Raw genomic sequence first — 17,218 nt, 5'->3', positions numbered from 1 at the left:
TAGTTATCATTTTAAAAGTGAGTAAGTTATGGCTATTAAAAAACAATTTGTGAAGACAAAACCTGTGTGTAAGGTTACTTTTGTGATTGATGCGAAAAATGCAAATTCGGCTGCTGTAGTAGGTGATTTTAATGATTGGAATGCCGATTTAGGTAGTCTGAGTAAACTTAAAAATGGAACTTTTAAAGCAACTTTAAATCTAGAAAAAGATGCTTCGTATGAATTCAAATATTTGATTGACGGAGCTTATTTAAACGAACCAGAGGCAGATTCGTTTCGTTGGAATGATTATGCAGGAAGTGAAAATAGTGTTATTATGGTATAAAAAAAATCCGCATTTGCGGATTTTTTTTATACTGCTACACTTCCTTTGATGCTTGGGTGGGCTTCGTAATCCACTAAAGTGAAGTCACTGTAATCAAAATCGAAGATATTTTTTATCTCGGGATTTAAAATCATTTTTGGAAGTGGTTTTGGTTCGCGAGAAAGTTGCAATTCGAGTTGCTCAATGTGGTTGTTGTAAATGTGCGCATCTCCGAAAGTATGGATGAAATCACCAACTTCCAACTCGCAAACTTGAGCAATCATCATAGTCAATAAAGCATACGAGGCAATATTAAAAGGAACTCCTAAGAAAATATCGGCCGATCGTTGGTACAGTTGACAAGATAATTTTCCTTTGGTTTCTCCTTTTTCAAGATTAGGGCTGGCTACATAAAATTGAAAAAAAGCATGACAAGGAGGAAGGGCCGCTTTGTTATGGGCAACATTTTCCTCGAAAGATTTTGATGTATCAGGTAACACAGAAGGATTCCACGCCGAAACTAACATGCGGCGGCTGTTAGGGTTATTTTTTAATTCGGTAATCAATTCCGAAATTTGATCAATTTCTTCACTATTCCAATTACGCCATTGATGGCCATATACGGGACCCAAATCGCCTTTGCTATCTGCCCAAGCATCCCAAATTTTCACTCCGTTTTCTTGGAGGTATTGAATATTGGTGTCTCCTTTTAAGAACCAAAGCAATTCGTAAATTATGGATTTTAGATGTAGTTTTTTTGTGGTCACCATCGGAAATCCTTCACTTAAATCAAAACGCATTTGATAACCAAAAACACTTTTTGTCCCGGTTCCTGTTCGGTCGCCTTTTTGGTTTCCATTCTCCAAAACGTGTTTTACTAAGTCTAAATATTGTTTCATAGCGGCTTATTGCTTCGTTTTTTTACTATCTTTTTGAGATTTCATCTCTAATTTTAGCTGCTTTTTCGTAATCTTCTTGTTCTACCGCTTGCTCTAACAGTTCGTTTAGTTCGGCAGTAGTATGATTACTGTATTGGTCACCCGATTGGTTGCTTTCTTCTTTGCTGCCAAAAGTTTCGGGGTTAGAAAGGACATCGTCAAGTTCTTGCGAATTTGGATCCATTTCCGAATGCGGATTGGATTTAAGGTAAATTCCGGCTTTATCTAAAATATTTTTATAGGTAAAAATTGGAGCTGCAAAACGCAAAGCCAACGCGATAGCATCCGAAGTTCGGGCATCAATAATCTCTTCTATTTTATCTCTTTCGCAAATTAAACTCGAATAAAATACGCCATCAACTAATTTGTGAATGATGACCTGCTTTACCACAATATCAAATCTTTCTGCAAAGTTTTTAAATAAATCGTGGGTAAGAGGGCGAGGTGGTTTTATCTCTTTTTCTAGTGCTATTGCAATAGACTGAGCTTCAAAAGCACCAATTACTATCGGTAATTTTCGTTCGCCATCAACCTCATTCAATATTAAAGCATAAGCGCCGTTTTGAGTTTGACTGTATGAAATTCCTTTTATAGATAATTTGACTAAGCTCATAAGGTCCAGAAATAAAAGGTTGTATAATAACCTAAATTTTTATGTTTGTATTTAATTGAAAACGGGTGCAATTTTACTCAAAAAAATTAAAATAAAAAACCACCTAAAAGCAAAGATACAATTATCTAGCTTTTAGGTGGTAGTGTTTTGTAATAGAAATGCAATTAATTTACTTAGTGTTGCGCATTAAAAGCTTTTATTTTTTCAATTAGTTTCGGAACAACTTCAAAAGCATCACCCACTACACCGTAATCGGCTACTTTAAAGAAAGGTGCTTCTGGATCATTGTTGATGACTACTTTTACTTTTGAGGCATTAATACCTGCAATGTGTTGAATTGCACCCGAAATTCCGACCGCAATGTATAAATTAGTGGCAACTGGTTTTCCGGTTTGTCCTACGTGTTCACTGTGAGGACGCCATCCTAAATCAGATACGGGTTTTGAACAAGCAGTTGCAGCTCCTAATGCCGAGGCTAAATCTTCAATAAGATGCCAATTTTCAGGCCCTTTTAATCCTCTTCCTCCAGAAACTACAATATCAGCATCGGCAATTGCTACTTTACCAGTAGCTTTTTCAACCGAATCAATATGAATGCTAAAATCGGCATCGTTTAAACTTGGATTAAAATCTTCGGCCGTTAGGGATGCGCTGTTTTCATGCAATCCGTATGAGTTTTTGGCTAAAGCAATAATTTTTACTTCGGTATTTATTTCGGTGATGTTAAAAGCTTTGTTCGAAAAAGCATTTCTTTTTACTTGAAAAGGCGAAGTGCTTATAGGTAATCCTACTACATTTGAAGCAAAACCAGCGTTAAGATTTACGGCTAATAAAGATGATAAGTAAATACTATCGGTTGAAGATGACAAAATAACTAATTTTGAGGCTTCTTTTTCAGCTGCTTGTTTTAAAACATCGGCATACGCTTTAGCTGTAAAAGTATTTAGTTTTTCATTAGAAACGGCTAATACTTTTGAAACTCCATATTGAGCCAATTCGTCAGAATTTGTATTGTTTATCGTTAATGCAGTTACGGTGGTTCCTAATGATTCGGCAACTTTACTAGCATAAGATGCCAACTCAAAAGCTACTTTTTTAAATTTCCCGTCGCTAGATTCTGCGTATATAAGTATTGACATGATAAGTTTAGATTTTGGATTTTAGGTTTCAGATTTAAGAATCTGGAAACTAAAAACATGATTTATATTGTATTTTAATTTATGATTTAAATTGATTTTAGATTTTTGTTTTTCATCTAAAATAAGTCCTCTATTATAATCTTAAATTACTTTTGCTTCGTTGTGTAATAAATTAATCAGTTCATCTAAATTGTCTGGTGAAACTAATTTTACGGCCGACTTAGGAGCTGGTTTTTCAAATTTCACCGCTTTAGTATTAATTGGAGCTTCTACAGGGTCGGAAATGGTTAAAGGTTTTGTACGAGCTGTCATAATTCCCCTCATGTTCGGAATGCGTAAATCTTTTTCTTCAACTAATCCTTTTTGAGCTCCAATAACAAGCGGAAGAGTGGTGCTAACGGTTTCTTTTCCGCCGTCAATTTCTCTAATTGCTTTTACGTTTGTGCCATCAACCGTAATGTTGGTACATGAATTTAAAAAGTTGAAATCTAAAATTCCGGCGGTCATACCCGGAACCATTCCGCCATTATAATCTAAAGATTCTTTTCCTGCAATTACTAAATCATAATTGCCATTTTTGATTATTTCTGCTAATTGTTTGGCAACAAAAAAACCATCTGTAGGTGTTGCGTTTACTCGTATGGCCTCATTTGCGCCTATGGCTAATGCCTTACGTAAAGTTGGTTCTGTTTCGGGACCGCCAACGTTAACCACTGTTACCGTAGCTCCTTGTTGCTCTTGAAACGAAATGGCTCTTGTAAGACCATATTCGTCGTTTGGGTTAATAACATATTGTACGCCATTGGTGTCAAATTCTGTATCACCATTGGTAAAGTTAATTTTTGAAGTAGTGTCAGGCACATGACTAATGCAGACTAATATTTTCATAAGTATTGATTTTATAATTTTTGGATGATAGTTTCACAAATTTAAAGTTTTAATTTGAATAATTTAGTATGCATGCATACTAAATTTGTGCTTTTTAATAAAATTTAACTTTTGAATTCACTATAGCTTTTGGCTTTCAATACGTATTATGGAAGTATTCATTTTTAGTGAAGTAGCAACTAATTATTTGTTTGTGAATAAGAAGCGATAAAAGTAAAATCATTATTTACGGTGATGTGTTTTAATAGTTTACCGCCTAGTTTTGCAATCAAGATGAAATAGCGGAGGGCAAATAGCCACGAAAATTTTTTGGTGTGGGTAACAAATTATTATTGTGGCAGTGTTTCGCCGTTACTTGTAAAAAGAGTTTTTTCGTCTTAATCGATAAGACCATTTTCAATAGCAAATTTTACCAAACCGGCGGTGTTTTTGGCATTGAGTTTCGAAAGCAAATTTTTGCGGTGCGTGTTTACGGTATTTAGACTAATAAATGTTTTATCTGCAATTTCAGTAGCGGTAAATTCTTGAGCTATCAATTGTAAAATTTCTTTTTCACGGTTGCTTAATTCAACGGTTTGTGCCGCTTGTTTTTCAATTTGTTGACAATTTTTGGTGTGAATTTCATATACATCTGCAGGAAAATAATCCATATTATCCATAATACTGTAAATGGCATTGATAAGAGTGTCTTTTGCTGCATTTTTGAGCAAATAGCCATTTACTCCTAATCGAATCAATCGTGATATCGTTTGTTTGTTAGAATGGGTGCTTACCACCAAGGTTTTCATCTCTGGGTAACTTTTTTTGATGTGCTTCACTAATGCTATGCCGTCCATTTCGGGCATGCTAACATCCAAAATAACTAAATGTGGTGTGTGTTGAGTTAAAAGCGTCACGGCTTCTAGGCCATTTTCAGCTTTGCCAACTATTTGTATGTTTTTTTCTTTGTCTAAAAGTGCCGAAATACCATCCAAAAACATGGTATGGTCATCTGCAATTAAAAGTCGTATAGGTTTCATTGGGGGAAATATTGGTTAAATGGTTAACGGTAGGGTTTTATTTAATGAGGTATTTATCGGGATTTCAATATTGAACAAAGTTCCGCGTTTAGGATTGGAATCAATTTCAAAATTACCCAAAAGAGCTGAAATTCTACTTTCTAAATTCAATAATCCAATTCCTTTTTTAAGTCCGGATGTTTGAAATCCTTTACCGTTGTCTTCAAATAAAAGACTTATAGAATGTTCAATAATATTCAACTGAATGTCTATTTTGGTAGCTTTGGCATGTTTTATAGTGTTGGTTGAAAGTTCCTGAATAATTTTAAAAAGTTCTATTTGCAAGATTTCGTCTAGTTGATTAATATCGTTTTTAGGATACATATGCAAATCGAGTTGCAGTGTGCTGGCTTGGCAAATAGATTTTAAATAGTCTTCTAAAACTTGGCAAAAAGGGTTATGTTCAAATTTTTTCGGAATCAAATTGTGGGATAAATTACGAACTTCATCGTATGTTTCATCCAATAACGGTAAGATTGTTGGGTTTTCAAGCAATTTAAGTGCTTGTAGCTGGATTTTTATAGCGGCTAAATTTCCGCCAATACTGTCATGGAGTTCTTGAGCAATGCGTTTGCGCTCTTTGTCTTGCCCTTTAACAGCTGCTTTGATCAGTTTTAACTCTTGTTCTTTTAAAACGGTGGTTAATTTTTGTGAGCTGATTTCTTTTTGCTTTTGATGCAGTAGGCGTTCTGTTTTTAATCTCTTAATGTATTGAAATAATAAACCTAAAATGAGAAGTAGTAGTAAGGAAAAAATAATAATAATGGCTTTTTTTTTGGTCCTTTCTTGGTCTATTTCAAGGCCTTTTAATTGTTTTTGTTGGGTAAGCAAAGCTATTTCATTTTGCTTTTTTTGGGTAATGTTTTGAAAATTAAGTATTTTGTTTTCGTTTTTTTTACGTGTAATTTCTTTTAAAAGATGTAGGTTTTTAATAGCTTCTTCTTGATTGAGAAGTTTTAAATGAGCGGTTTCATTATCGTATTGCAACGTTTTAATTGCTTTTTCTTTTTGGAGGGTATTGAATTTTATTTCCAATTCATTAATCTCTTTTCTGTTTTGTAAGTTGTTTATAGAATCTTTTAAATGATTGATGTTGGAACTGAAATGATAAGCATCTTTATATTCATTTTGTTCAAGGGCAATTTCTTTGAGAAATTCATACAAGTTGATTTGTTCTTGCAAAAGCCCAAGAGCAATAGCATTTTGAAGTGATTGCGTAAATATAATTTTAGCATCTTGATAATTTTTTTCGGATAAATAAATCTTGCCAATATTAATTTGAGCCGTAAGTTCTAGTTGTTGATAATGATGTACAGCCGTGATTTTTGAGGCTTTTTGGTAAGAATCTAGGGCTTTGTTGATTTGTTTTTGAATTAAAAAATTATCGCCGATACTGAGTGAAACAATAGCGTTGCAATAATTGTTATGGTGTTGTTGGCATAAAATTTCGGCCTTTTGATAGTATGCATTTGAAGCCTCATAATTTTTAAGTTCGGCATAAATATCACCCATATTAATGTAACTGCCAAAAACCATTTCTGGGTCTTGGGTAAACTTGGCACATTCTTTAAAGAGCGCTAAAGCTTTGGTATAGTTTTGTTCTTTGACATACAGAACGGCCAAACCGTGTTTGTGGGTGAAATATAAATTTTGCTCGTTGTATTTTTGAGCTGCTTCCATACCTTTTATACGGTATTTTTTACTTTCGCTTAATAAGCCTTTTCGGTTGTAAACGGTTGCCATTAAATTATAGCTTAACGAAGTGAGTCGGGTTTTTAAGGAATCGTTTTCAGAAAGATTGTATTGCAACGCTTTTTGGGTGTAAAATAAAACCGAATCCAATACCGATTGTTTGTTGAAATAATAGGCTAATAACAAGTTAGCATTGGCTTTTGTCTTGTACAAATTTGCCGTTTTAGCCAATTTGTGTGCTTTTTTATAAGCTAAAATTTCGTTGCCCGAATTGTATAATTTGTACAACGTTTTGATTTCGTTGCTTTCTTTTAAATCCGATTTATGGATTGATTTAAAGGCGACTTTAGTGCTTTTGTTTTCGGTTTGAGCTCTACTTGTAGCCGTAATAAAAAAAAGCAAAAGAATAACGATATTTCTAAAAAAAACAATCATTCGAGTAATGTGTGAACACTACAATTGGTTCTTTTGTAGTAGGTTGTGGTTGTTTAGTTTGGGATTCAAAAAAGTATAATATTGCCAAAAGCGAAAGTACTATATAAAAAATATAAACGAGTAATCATATTATAAAATTCAAAGCTTAAATTGTGATAAATAGTTTTCTATGGAATGATAAGGGCGATTGTTTTTGAGAATTCTGTTAGAATTGGCACAATATACCCCTTCAATATGAATATTTAAAACTGAAAATATGCTTTTAAGTAATATAAAATAATTATTTTTGCTGTTCGAAAAATAGATCAACAATATAAAAATATGAGAACAATACAATTTAGAGAGGCCATTTGCGAAGCAATGAGTGAAGAAATGCGCCGCGATGAATCCATATATTTAATGGGAGAAGAAGTTGCAGAATACAACGGTGCTTACAAAGCTTCTAAAGGTATGCTGGCAGAGTTTGGCGAAAAAAGAGTAATTGATACGCCAATTGCTGAGCTTGGGTTTTCTGGAATTGCAGTGGGTTCTGCTATGAACGGATGCCGCCCAATTGTTGAATACATGACATTTAACTTCTGTTTGGTGGGTATTGATCAAATTATTAACAACGCAGCCAAAATGCGTCAAATGACAGGAGGTCAATTTAATATTCCTATCGTTTTCCGTGGGCCTACAGCTTCTGCAGGTCAGCTTGGAGCAACACACTCACAAGCTTTAGAAAACTGGTTTGCCAACACACCAGGTTTAAAAGTAATTGTTCCATCAACGCCTTACGATGCTAAAGGACTTTTAAAAGCGGCTATCCGTGATAATGATCCTGTTATCTTTATGGAGTCTGAGCAAATGTATGGTGATAAAGGAGAAGTTCCAGATGGTGAATATGTAATTCCGATTGGAGTTGCAGATATCAAAAGAGAAGGTACCGATGTAACCATTGTTTCATTTGGTAAAATCATAAAAGAAGCTTTTATCGCTGCGGATGAATTGGCTAAAGAAGGTGTTTCATGCGAAATTATTGATTTGAGAACCGTTCGCCCAATGGATAAAGATGCTATCATTAATTCGGTTAAAAAAACCAATCGTTTGGTAGTACTTGAAGAAGCTTGGCCTTTCGCTAGTATTTCTTCTGAAATTACGTATCTTGTGCAAGAGCAAGCATTCGATTATTTGGATGCACCGGTACAACGTATCACAACAGCTGATACTCCTGCACCGTATTCGCCTGTTTTATTAAAAGAATGGTTGCCAAATGCAGCCGATGTGGTTAAAGCAGTTAAGAAAGTAATGTATAAATAAGCAAAATAACATACTACTTAAACTTCATCATTTAATTATTTATTTGATGAAGTTTTTTTTTGGAAACATGAGAAAACAACTTTTTATCTATCTCTATTTTATCATTGCAATATCGGCAGGTGTAGTTGCGCAAACCAAAGTAAGTGGTGTGGTTTACGATCAAACAAATGTGCCTATTCCGTTTGCAAATGTTGCTTTTCAAGGCTCCAGTATAGGAACTGTTTCTAATGAAGATGGTCGTTTTTACCTCGAAACCAATCAGGATTTTAGTAATTTGGTGGTTTCATCGGCTGGCTTTTCAGATAAAATAATTACTTTAGAAAAATCAGTTTCCTATAATTTAAAAGTGGTTTTAAGTGAGCCCGAAGTGTTGAATGAAGTTTTTATCTATACCGGAAAAACCTCTAAAAAAGACAATCCAGCTCTGGATATTCTTCGGAAAATTTGGGCGCACAAACGTAAAAACGGCTTGTATCTTTTCAATCAATATCAAATGGAAAAATACGAAAAAGTCGAATTTGATATGAACACTATTGATAGCGCTTTCATGAAAAACAAACTCTTTAAAGGAATGGAGTTTATTTTTAATCATGTCGACACATCGAGTGTTACCGGAAAAACCTACTTGCCTATTTTTATAAACGAATCCCTCAGTGAGGTTTACGGAGATAATGTGCTTAAGAAAACCAAAGAAAATGTAAAAGCCAATAAAACATCGGGTTTTGAAGGAAATCAACAAATTTTAGCATTCGTAAAAGATTTGTATGCCGATTATAACATCTACAACAATCACTTAAAGTTTTTTGATAAAAGTTTTACTAGTCCTTTATCTACAACCGGAATTGATGTTTACAATTATATTTTGCGGGATAGTGCTTACATCGATAACAAATGGTGTTTTAATATCGTTTTTTATCCAAGACGAAAAAATGAACTCACGTTTAAAGGCGATTTTTGGGTAAATGACACCACTTTTGCCATCAAAAAAATCAACATGGCCGTAACCAAAAGTGCCAACATCAACTGGGTTAAGGATATTTATATTGAACAAGAATTTGAAGTAGAAAATGATTCGGTTTTTTTACTAACCCGAGATTATATGATGTCGGATTTTGCTTTAAAGAAAAAAGAAGAATCAAAAGGAGTCTACGGAAAAAGAACTACCTTGTTTCGAAATCATCAGTTTAATGTTGAAAAACCAGCCGATTTTTACCGAGAAAAAGTCAATTATATTGATAACGAAGTCTATCAAAAATCAAATGAATATTGGGAAGCCAATCGGTTTGAAAAATTAAATAAAGACGAACAAGGTATTTATAAAATGTTAGATACGCTGCAAACGGTAAAGCGTTTTAAGCAATTGTACAGTTTGGTTTCTATTTTAGGAAGTGGCTATGTGGAGTTTCCTAATTTTGATTACGGACCCATTTTTTCAACATTTGGTTATAACGAAGTCGAAGGAATTCGTTTAAGAGCAGGTGGGCGTACTTATTTTGGTCCAAATGATCCCTGGCGTATTCAGGCGTATACGGCGTATGGTTTTAATGACAATAAATTCAAATACGGACTTTCGGGAAAATGGATGATCGATAAAAAGAAACGTTTGATTATTTCGGGAGGAAACCGCCGCGATATTGAGCAAATCGGTGCGAGTTTAACAACTACTAACGATGTTTTAGGTAGGAGTTTTGCTTCTTCGTCCTTGTTTACAGTGGGTTCAAACGGAAAGCTGACGAACATCAATTTATCACATGCTGCTATCGAAATCGAACCTGTTAAAAACTTAACGTTTCAATTGGGACTTTCCTATCGAACGTTAGAGTCGGCTTCGGATACCTTTAGTTTGGATTATTATACGACTTTGCCCGATGCTACCAATCCAAATGGAGTTGTGGAAAGTGAAGTCAAGCAATCTGAAGCGAATTTACAAATTGAATTTACGCCAAATCGAAAAACAATTGGTTTTGGGGTAGAACGCACCGATGTGGATAGTCCGTATGCGCGTTTTTTTGTGAATTACAGTCATGGTTTTAAAGGCGTTTTAAATAGTGATTTTAAGTACGATAAATTGCAGTTGTATTACAAACAACCTATTATTATAGGGCCACTTGGTCGCTCGGATTTAATTTTAGAAACCGGAAAAACATTCGGAACAATTCCGTTAGGATTGTTGAGTATTATTCCGGGTAACCAAAGTTATTTCACCATCGAAAATACATTTAGCAATTTGAGTTATTACGAATTTGTTTCAGATGAGTACGTAACTTTGCAATGGGAACATAATTTTGGTGGACGATTATTTGGCCGTATTCCGTTTATGCGAAAACTCAATTGGCGCGAAATTGTAGGAATTAAATCGGTTTACGGACATGTTTCCGATGCCAATCGGGCAATTAATGCTTCGGGATTAGTGTATAATTCGCCTGAAGATGTTTATTGGGAATACAACGCCGGAATTGGAAATATTTTTAAAGTTTTCCGTATTGATTTTTCTTGGAGAGGAAATTACCGCGAAATGCCCGATGCGAATAAATTTGCTGTAAAAGGCTCTTTTGGGTTTTATTTTTAAAGAAGGATTGCAATTTTTGAAAATAATTCACATCTGCTTGAAAATTAATAGAGATATAACCTTAAAAAGCTATTGTCAAAATGGATTCTTTGCCTATTTTTGCAACCGAAAATAAATTATTATAATAAAATGACCGCAGACAAAATAACCACTTTCGATGTTTTAATCGAAATACCAAGAGGAAGTAGAAATAAATACGAATACGATTTTGAAATCAAAAGAATGCGTTTTGACAGAATGTTATTCTCGTCAATGATGTACCCAGCTGATTACGGATTTATTCCAGAAACATTGGCCTTAGACGGAGATCCTTTGGATGTTTTGGTTTTAGTACACGAACCAACTTTTCCGGGTTGTGTAATGGAAGTGAAGCCTATTGGGGTTTTCCACATGGCCGATGATAAAGGTCCAGATGAAAAAATTATCTGTGTACCCGTTTCTGACCCTATCTGGAATAGATTAAATGATCTTGCGGATATTAATCCACACTTAGTAAAAGAAATTGAGCATTTCTTCCAAGTTTATAAAGATCTTGAAAACAAAAAAGTTGATGTTGAAGGTTGGGGAGATGTAAAAGAAGCATACGATATCATTGCACAATGTACAGACCGTTTCAATGCAATTGAAAATAAACCAGCAGGATTATTTAGTATTAAATAATTTTCAACCTATAATTTTATAAAAAAGCAATATTTCGTCTAGAAGTATTGCTTTTTTTGTTTAAATTCGTTCATATTCAGATTATTAACCTAACCAAAATGATGAATTATGAACGCATTTATGATTTACTTGCCAATACTTATGGCATTTTTAGGATTGCTTTTTATGACAATAAAAAGAAATTGGGTTCTTAAACAAGATGCCGGAGATGGAAAGATGAAAACCATTTCAGATCATATTTACGAAGGGGCACTTGCCTTTTTAAAAGCCGAATATAAATTATTAACCATCTTTGTTATTATTGCCAGTGTAGCTTTAGCGGGCATTACGTTTATTCCGGGCGTTAAAACACATCTATTAATTGTAATTGCCTTTATTTTTGGAGCGCTATTTTCGGCCTACGCTGGAAATATCGGGATGAAAATAGCAACCAAAACGAACGTTAGAACCACGCAAGCGGCTCGTAGCAGTTTGCCTCAGGCATTAAAAGTGTCTTTTGGAGGTGGAACGGTTATGGGACTTGGGGTTGCCGGTTTAGCTGTTTTAGGTTTAACTGGTTTTTTTATCATTTTCTTTAATTTGTTTTCTGGCGGAGTTTGGAAAGATACCGAAACCATGACCGTTGTTTTAGAAACTTTAGCAGGATTTTCGTTGGGTGCAGAATCTATTGCCTTGTTTGCCAGAGTAGGAGGTGGAATTTATACCAAAGCAGCCGATGTAGGTGCCGATTTAGTCGGTAAAGTTGAGGCTGGAATCCCTGAAGATGATCCGCGTAATCCGGCCACAATTGCGGATAATGTAGGAGATAATGTGGGTGACGTTGCCGGTATGGGAGCCGATTTATTTGGTTCGTATGTGGCAACAGTTTTGGCTGCAATGGTTTTGGGGAATTATGTGATTAAAGATATGGGAGGCAGTATCAATGATGCTTTTGGCGGAATTGGACCTATTTTACTCCCTATGGCGATTGCAGGATTCGGAATTTTATTTTCTATTATAGGAACCACTTTAGTAAAAATTTCAGATGATAATGCAAAAGAAGCTCAAGTTCAAAAAGCATTAAATATAGGTAATTGGGTTTCGATTATTTTAACAGCCGTGGCTTGTTTCTTTTTAGTGCAATATATGTTGCCAGAAACGATGCAAATGAGTTTTTTCGGAGAAGGGGCGAAAGCTATTTCGTCTATGCGTGTTTTTTATGCTACGTTAGTCGGATTAGTAGTTGGGGGAGCTATTTCATCGGTAACAGAATATTATACAGGTTTGGGAACAAAACCAGTTATGGCAATTGTCCAAAAATCAGCAACAGGAGCAGGAACAAACGTAATTGCCGGTTTAGCAACAGGAATGATTTCGACTTTTCCGACCGTATTGTTATTTGCAACAGCAATTTGGATTTCCTATGCTTTAGCTGGATTTTACGGAGTAGCATTAGCGGCTTCGGCTATGATGGCAACTACAGCCATGCAATTGGCTATCGATGCTTTTGGCCCCATTTCTGACAATGCAGGAGGAATTGCCGAAATGAGCGAATTACCAAAAGAAGTGCGTACCCGAACCGATATTTTAGATTCGGTGGGAAATACAACAGCGGCAACCGGAAAAGGTTTTGCTATTGCCTCGGCGGCTTTAACTTCGTTGGCGTTATTTGCAGCCTATGTAACGTTTACAGGTATAGACGGAATCAATATTTTTAAAGCGCCCGTTTTAGCCATGTTGTTTGTTGGCGGAATGATTCCGGTCGTTTTCTCTGCTTTGGCAATGAATTCAGTGGGGAAAGCAGCGATGGATATGGTGTATGAAGTGCGTAGACAGTTTAAGGAGATTCCGGGTATTATGGAAGGAACCGGAAAACCAGAATACGGAAAATGTGTGGAGATATCTACAAAAGCGGCTTTGCGCGAAATGATGCTCCCAGGAATTTTAACCATTGGTTTTCCGATTGCCATTGTGCTTTTAGGAAAGTTAGTTTATGTAGATAATAATCAGCTGATTGCTGAAATGTTAGGCGGTTATATGGCAGGAGTCACCGTTTCGGGAGTGCTTTGGGCTGTTTTTCAAAACAACGCTGGTGGAGCTTGGGACAATGCAAAAAAATCCTTCGAAGCAGGAGTCATGATTAACGGCGAAATGACCTATAAAGGTTCTGATGCGCACAAAGCTGCCGTAACGGGTGATACGGTTGGTGATCCGTTTAAAGATACTTCTGGTCCTTCGATGAATATTTTAATTAAGCTAACGTGTTTGATAGGTTTGGTTATTGCCCCCATTTTAGGTAATGGTCATGATAGTGGGATGAGCGATCTTAATTGTTGTTCGAAAACAGAAATGAAAATGCATTCAAATAATAGTTGTTGTGTGAGCAATATGTCCACCATGACAAAAGCCGAATGTGAAAAAATGTGTAAAGAAAAAGGCTGCTCCCCGGAAGAAACTAAAAAATGTTTAGCTAATTTTGATGATGAGGGGAATTATCTACATCAAAAAACAGATTGTTTTGATGTTACGAAATACGATAAAAAATCAGTTCGTGTTGAGGTAAAAAAAGAAAATGGTAAAACCATTGGAACGATTACAAAATCGGAAAACGGCAAAACTACTACTGAAGTTTTTGAAGGCACAGATGCCGAAATAAAAGCTAAAATTGAGGCAACAAAGTAAAGCTAAAAAATAAATTTAAAAAATCATTGGAATCTGTTTTAGAGATTTAAGAAAAATGCCTCACGAGAGTAAGGCATTTTTTATTAGGGTTAATTAGCTAAATTCGTGTTTTAAAACAACCCATTCAATTCGGCATCAATTCGGTTAATGATATCTCCTAAATCTTCAGGATTGTCAACGAAATTGATGTTGTCTACATCGATAATCAATAATTTTCCTTTGGTGTACGTCTGAACCCAAGCCTCGTAACGCTCGTTTAATCGACTTAAATAATCAATTGAAATAGAATTTTCGTAATCACGTCCTCTTTTATGAATTTGCCCCACTAAGTTCGGAATGGAGCTTCTTAAATAAATCAACAAATCGGGTGCTTTTACGAGCGATTCCATCAATTCAAATAAGGAGGTGTAATTTTCGAAATCACGGCTGGTCATCAAACCCATTGCGTACAAATTGGGTGCAAAAATGTAAGCATCTTCATAAATGGTTCTGTCCTGCACTACTTTTTTACCACTTTCGCGAATTTGTTGTACTTGACGGAAGCGACTGTTTAAGAAATAAATTTGCAAATTAAAAGACCAACGTTCCATTTGATGGTAAAAATCATCCAAATACGGATTGTCTACTACATCTTCGTAATGCGGTTCCCACTTAAAGTGTTTGGCTAATAATTTGGTTAGAGTTGTTTTTCCGGCTCCTATGTTTCCTGCTATTGCTATGTGCATTACGGTACTATGATTTTATAATTTATTTTTTCAGAAGTTGTAAAAATAACTAAATTTTGGTCGTTGTAATAAAATTTTTCAAAGCTTTTTTGTGGAAAGTTAATCGCGGTGGTTGCTACTTTTTTTAGTTTATCTATTGCTGAATAGTACAATTTGTTGTATTTTTTATAAATAAATTGGCGGTCATCTAAAAATTGAATTTGATCGAAATCAGGAACTTTAGTAATCAGTTTTACATTGCCAAATAAATCGCAACTGTACCAATTGTATTGCTGGTCTATCCAGAAAAAATGGTTAAAATCGGTTTGGTAATAAAGCGCCTCGTTTTTTAAAGGAACCGAAACAGTTTTGTATTCCTTATTTAGGTAATTCAAAAGGCCAATTTGTTGGTTTAAACTGTTGTAAATCCATATTTGATTTTGCGAAGCCGTTCCAACAGCCGTTGCGGAAATGGGAATTGAGTTTTCAGAAAAATGCAATACTGCTGTTTCGTTTAATTGATTGTCTAATAAAACAACGCTATTGAAATCTTCATAAAAAAGTACCATTTTTAAAGGATTAAGAATGTCAACTTTTGATATTTTGCCTAATTGAATGTTTTTGTACGATTTAATTTCGCTAGACTTTTCTTTAAAAAATACGTTGTTCTCTATAAAATAGTGATAACCAAATGAATCCGAACCTATAAAAAGGGAGTGCGTGATATTCGATTGCGATACTAGTTTAGCCGTGATGCCATCTTCGGTTTGCCCGTACGAAGAAAATAAGGTAAAAAGAAGTAAAGTGATTGCGAATTTTGGCATATGATATGAAGTTATCGAAACGCCAAAGTACAAAAAAAGAAAAAGCCACCTTGTATAAGATGGCCTTTTATGATTGAATTATTTATTTGAAAATTACAAGCCGAAAGCAGCTTTAATCTTGTCAACAAAATCTAATTTTTCCCAAGTAAACAATTCCACGGTAAGTGTTTTTGATTCTCCTCCAGGAGCTGAAAAAGTTTTTGTTACCGTTTCTGGTTGGCGTCCCATGTGGCCATAAGCAGCAGTTTCGCTATAAATAGGGTTTCTCAATTTCAAACGTTGTTCGATAAAGTAAGGACGCATATCAAAAATTTCGCTTACTTTTTTAGCAATTTCACCGTTGGTTAAGTTCACTTTTGATGTTCCATATGTTTCGATGAAAATTCCCATTGGTTCGGCAACACCAATTGCGTACGAAACTTGAACTAAAATTTCATCAGCAACACCTGCGGCTACTAAATTTTTGGCAATATGTCTTGTGGCATAAGCAGCACTTCGGTCTACTTTACTTGGGTCTTTTCCAGAAAAAGCACCTCCACCATGAGCTCCTTTTCCGCCGTACGTATCCACAATAATTTTTCTTCCGGTTAATCCAGTATCTCCATGCGGACCACCAATAACAAATTTTCCGGTTGGATTGATGTGGTATTTGATAGCATCGTTAAATAAGTGAGCGTGTTCTGGGTTTTTGGCAACAATACGTGGAATCAAAATATCGATAATATCTTTTTTGATTTTTGCTAACATGTTTGTCTCCGAATCAAAATCATCGTGTTGGGTTGAAATTACAATGGCATCAATTCGGGTTGGTTTGTTATCGTCGCTGTATTCTAAAGTTACTTGCGATTTTGCATCGGGACGTAAATAGGTTATTTCGTTGTTTTCACGTCTCAAAATAGCTAATTCCTGTAATAATTTATGCGATAAATCCAGTGCCAATGGCATGAAGTTTTCGGTTTCGTTTGTGGCGTATCCAAACATCATTCCTTGGTCACCAGCACCTTGTTCTTCTTTACTTGTGCGGTCTACACCTTGATTAATATCAGCAGATTGTTCGTGAATTGCCGATAATACACCACAAGAATTGGCTTCGAACATGTATTCGCTTTTGGTATATCCTATTTTTTTGATGACATCACGAGCAATTTGTTGTACATCTAAGTACGTGTTTGATTTTACTTCGCCTGCTAAAATTACTTGCCCAGTAGTTACCAACGTTTCGCATGCAACTTTTGAGTCAGCATCGAAAGCTAAAAAATTATCAATTAATGCATCCGAAATTTGATCTGCTACTTTATCAGGATGTCCTTCGCTAACAGATTCTGACGTAAATAAATAAGCCATAATAATTATTCTAAATTAAATTAATTTGGGAAGAAATTGAATTGCGAAATACTAAAGGAGAGTGTCTGCTTTAGCATTTTTTACTACCAA

General features: G+C 35.1%; 14 protein-coding genes. 5 read left to right on the top strand and 9 right to left on the bottom strand.

From position 1 onward, the window contains the following. Window positions 1-28 precede the first annotated feature (28 nt). On the top strand, window positions 29-325 hold the full coding sequence (locus I5M07_RS12500) for an isoamylase early set domain-containing protein (protein ID WP_200106784.1): 297 nt from the start codon (window positions 29-31) through the stop codon (window positions 323-325). A gap of 26 nt (window positions 326-351) precedes the next feature. On the opposite strand, the gene I5M07_RS12495 is transcribed toward I5M07_RS12500, so the two are convergent. From I5M07_RS12495 to I5M07_RS12470, 6 genes are all read right to left on the bottom strand, one after another. Further along, entirely contained in the window at window positions 352-1,203 is an 852-nt protein-coding gene (locus I5M07_RS12495; RefSeq protein WP_200106783.1) for a thymidylate synthase, read from the bottom strand. 25 nt (window positions 1,204-1,228) lie between these two features. Continuing rightward, entirely contained in the window at window positions 1,229-1,855 is a 627-nt protein-coding gene (locus I5M07_RS12490; protein ID WP_200106782.1) for a bifunctional nuclease family protein, read from the bottom strand. Window positions 1,856-2,028: 173 nt separating this feature from the next. Then, window positions 2,029-2,994 carry an electron transfer flavoprotein subunit alpha/FixB family protein gene (locus I5M07_RS12485; protein WP_200106781.1) on the bottom strand — a complete coding sequence of 322 codons (966 nt, stop codon included), beginning with the start codon at window positions 2,992-2,994 and terminating at the stop codon, window positions 2,029-2,031. A 141-nt stretch (window positions 2,995-3,135) separates the two neighbouring features. Further along, window positions 3,136-3,882, bottom strand: coding sequence for an electron transfer flavoprotein subunit beta/FixA family protein (locus I5M07_RS12480; protein WP_200106780.1), 747 nt, complete (start codon window positions 3,880-3,882; stop codon window positions 3,136-3,138). Window positions 3,883-4,259: 377 nt separating this feature from the next. Further along, the gene (locus tag I5M07_RS12475) at window positions 4,260-4,901 is read right to left on the bottom strand and encodes a response regulator (RefSeq protein WP_200106779.1); all 642 of its coding nucleotides are present in this window, start codon (window positions 4,899-4,901) and stop codon (window positions 4,260-4,262) included. Between the two features lie 15 nt (window positions 4,902-4,916). Next, entirely contained in the window at window positions 4,917-7,067 is a 2,151-nt protein-coding gene (locus tag I5M07_RS12470; RefSeq protein ID WP_200106778.1) for a tetratricopeptide repeat-containing sensor histidine kinase, read from the bottom strand. 321 nt (window positions 7,068-7,388) lie between these two features. Here I5M07_RS12470 and I5M07_RS12465 point away from each other — a divergent pair, with 321 nt between their 5' ends. The 4 genes from I5M07_RS12465 to I5M07_RS12450 all read left to right on the top strand — a co-directional run bounded on the left by I5M07_RS12465 (window position 7,389) and on the right by I5M07_RS12450 (window position 14,256). Further along, entirely contained in the window at window positions 7,389-8,366 is a 978-nt protein-coding gene (locus tag I5M07_RS12465) for a pyruvate dehydrogenase complex E1 component subunit beta (protein WP_200106777.1), read from the top strand. A 67-nt stretch (window positions 8,367-8,433) separates the two neighbouring features. Further along, complete coding sequence (locus I5M07_RS12460) at window positions 8,434-10,935, top strand: DUF5686 family protein (protein ID WP_200106850.1); 2,502 nt, start codon at window positions 8,434-8,436, stop codon at window positions 10,933-10,935. A 129-nt stretch (window positions 10,936-11,064) separates the two neighbouring features. Next, on the top strand, window positions 11,065-11,595 hold the full coding sequence (locus I5M07_RS12455; RefSeq protein WP_200106776.1) for an inorganic diphosphatase: 531 nt from the start codon (window positions 11,065-11,067) through the stop codon (window positions 11,593-11,595). A gap of 108 nt (window positions 11,596-11,703) precedes the next feature. Beyond that, the gene (locus tag I5M07_RS12450; RefSeq protein ID WP_200106775.1) at window positions 11,704-14,256 is read left to right on the top strand and encodes a sodium-translocating pyrophosphatase; all 2,553 of its coding nucleotides are present in this window, start codon (window positions 11,704-11,706) and stop codon (window positions 14,254-14,256) included. Between the two features lie 110 nt (window positions 14,257-14,366). Here I5M07_RS12450 and I5M07_RS12445 read toward each other — a convergent pair whose 3' ends face one another. From I5M07_RS12445 to metK, 3 genes are all read right to left on the bottom strand, one after another. Then, window positions 14,367-14,981, bottom strand: coding sequence for a deoxynucleoside kinase (locus I5M07_RS12445; protein ID WP_200106774.1), 615 nt, complete (start codon window positions 14,979-14,981; stop codon window positions 14,367-14,369). Continuing rightward, the gene (locus tag I5M07_RS12440) at window positions 14,981-15,784 is read right to left on the bottom strand and encodes a hypothetical protein (protein WP_200106773.1); all 804 of its coding nucleotides are present in this window, start codon (window positions 15,782-15,784) and stop codon (window positions 14,981-14,983) included. Before I5M07_RS12440 ends, I5M07_RS12445 begins: the two co-directional genes overlap by 1 nt. 93 nt (window positions 15,785-15,877) lie before the next feature. Next, a complete protein-coding gene (gene metK / locus I5M07_RS12435; RefSeq protein ID WP_200106772.1) occupies window positions 15,878-17,128 on the bottom strand; it encodes a methionine adenosyltransferase in 1,251 nt (416 codons plus the stop codon). Window positions 17,129-17,218 lie beyond the last annotated feature (90 nt).

This window comes from Flavobacterium agrisoli (assembly GCF_016522065.1).
GTDB classification, from domain to species: domain Bacteria; phylum Bacteroidota; class Bacteroidia; order Flavobacteriales; family Flavobacteriaceae; genus Flavobacterium; species Flavobacterium agrisoli.
Note: the sequence above shows the minus strand (reverse complement) of the source record. Positions and strands in the feature narration are given on the sequence as shown.

Coding starts and splice junctions, on each gene's coding strand:
- I5M07_RS12445 (WP_200106774.1), bottom strand. CDS start 14,981: ATGCACATAGCAATAGCAGGAAACATAGGAGCCGGAAAAACAACTCTA.
- I5M07_RS12485 (WP_200106781.1), bottom strand. CDS start 2,994: ATGTCAATACTTATATACGCAGAATCTAGCGACGGGAAATTTAAAAAA.
- I5M07_RS12460 (WP_200106850.1), top strand. CDS start 8,434: ATGAGAAAACAACTTTTTATCTATCTCTATTTTATCATTGCAATATCG.
- I5M07_RS12495 (WP_200106783.1), bottom strand. CDS start 1,203: ATGAAACAATATTTAGACTTAGTAAAACACGTTTTGGAGAATGGAAAC.
- I5M07_RS12480 (WP_200106780.1), bottom strand. CDS start 3,882: ATGAAAATATTAGTCTGCATTAGTCATGTGCCTGACACTACTTCAAAA.
- I5M07_RS12455 (WP_200106776.1), top strand. CDS start 11,065: ATGACCGCAGACAAAATAACCACTTTCGATGTTTTAATCGAAATACCA.
- metK (WP_200106772.1), bottom strand. CDS start 17,128: ATGGCTTATTTATTTACGTCAGAATCTGTTAGCGAAGGACATCCTGAT.
- I5M07_RS12490 (WP_200106782.1), bottom strand. CDS start 1,855: ATGAGCTTAGTCAAATTATCTATAAAAGGAATTTCATACAGTCAAACT.
- I5M07_RS12470 (WP_200106778.1), bottom strand. CDS start 7,067: ATGATTGTTTTTTTTAGAAATATCGTTATTCTTTTGCTTTTTTTTATT.
- I5M07_RS12440 (WP_200106773.1), bottom strand. CDS start 15,784: ATGCCAAAATTCGCAATCACTTTACTTCTTTTTACCTTATTTTCTTCG.
- I5M07_RS12450 (WP_200106775.1), top strand. CDS start 11,704: ATGAACGCATTTATGATTTACTTGCCAATACTTATGGCATTTTTAGGA.
- I5M07_RS12465 (WP_200106777.1), top strand. CDS start 7,389: ATGAGAACAATACAATTTAGAGAGGCCATTTGCGAAGCAATGAGTGAA.
- I5M07_RS12475 (WP_200106779.1), bottom strand. CDS start 4,901: ATGAAACCTATACGACTTTTAATTGCAGATGACCATACCATGTTTTTG.
- I5M07_RS12500 (WP_200106784.1), top strand. CDS start 29: ATGGCTATTAAAAAACAATTTGTGAAGACAAAACCTGTGTGTAAGGTT.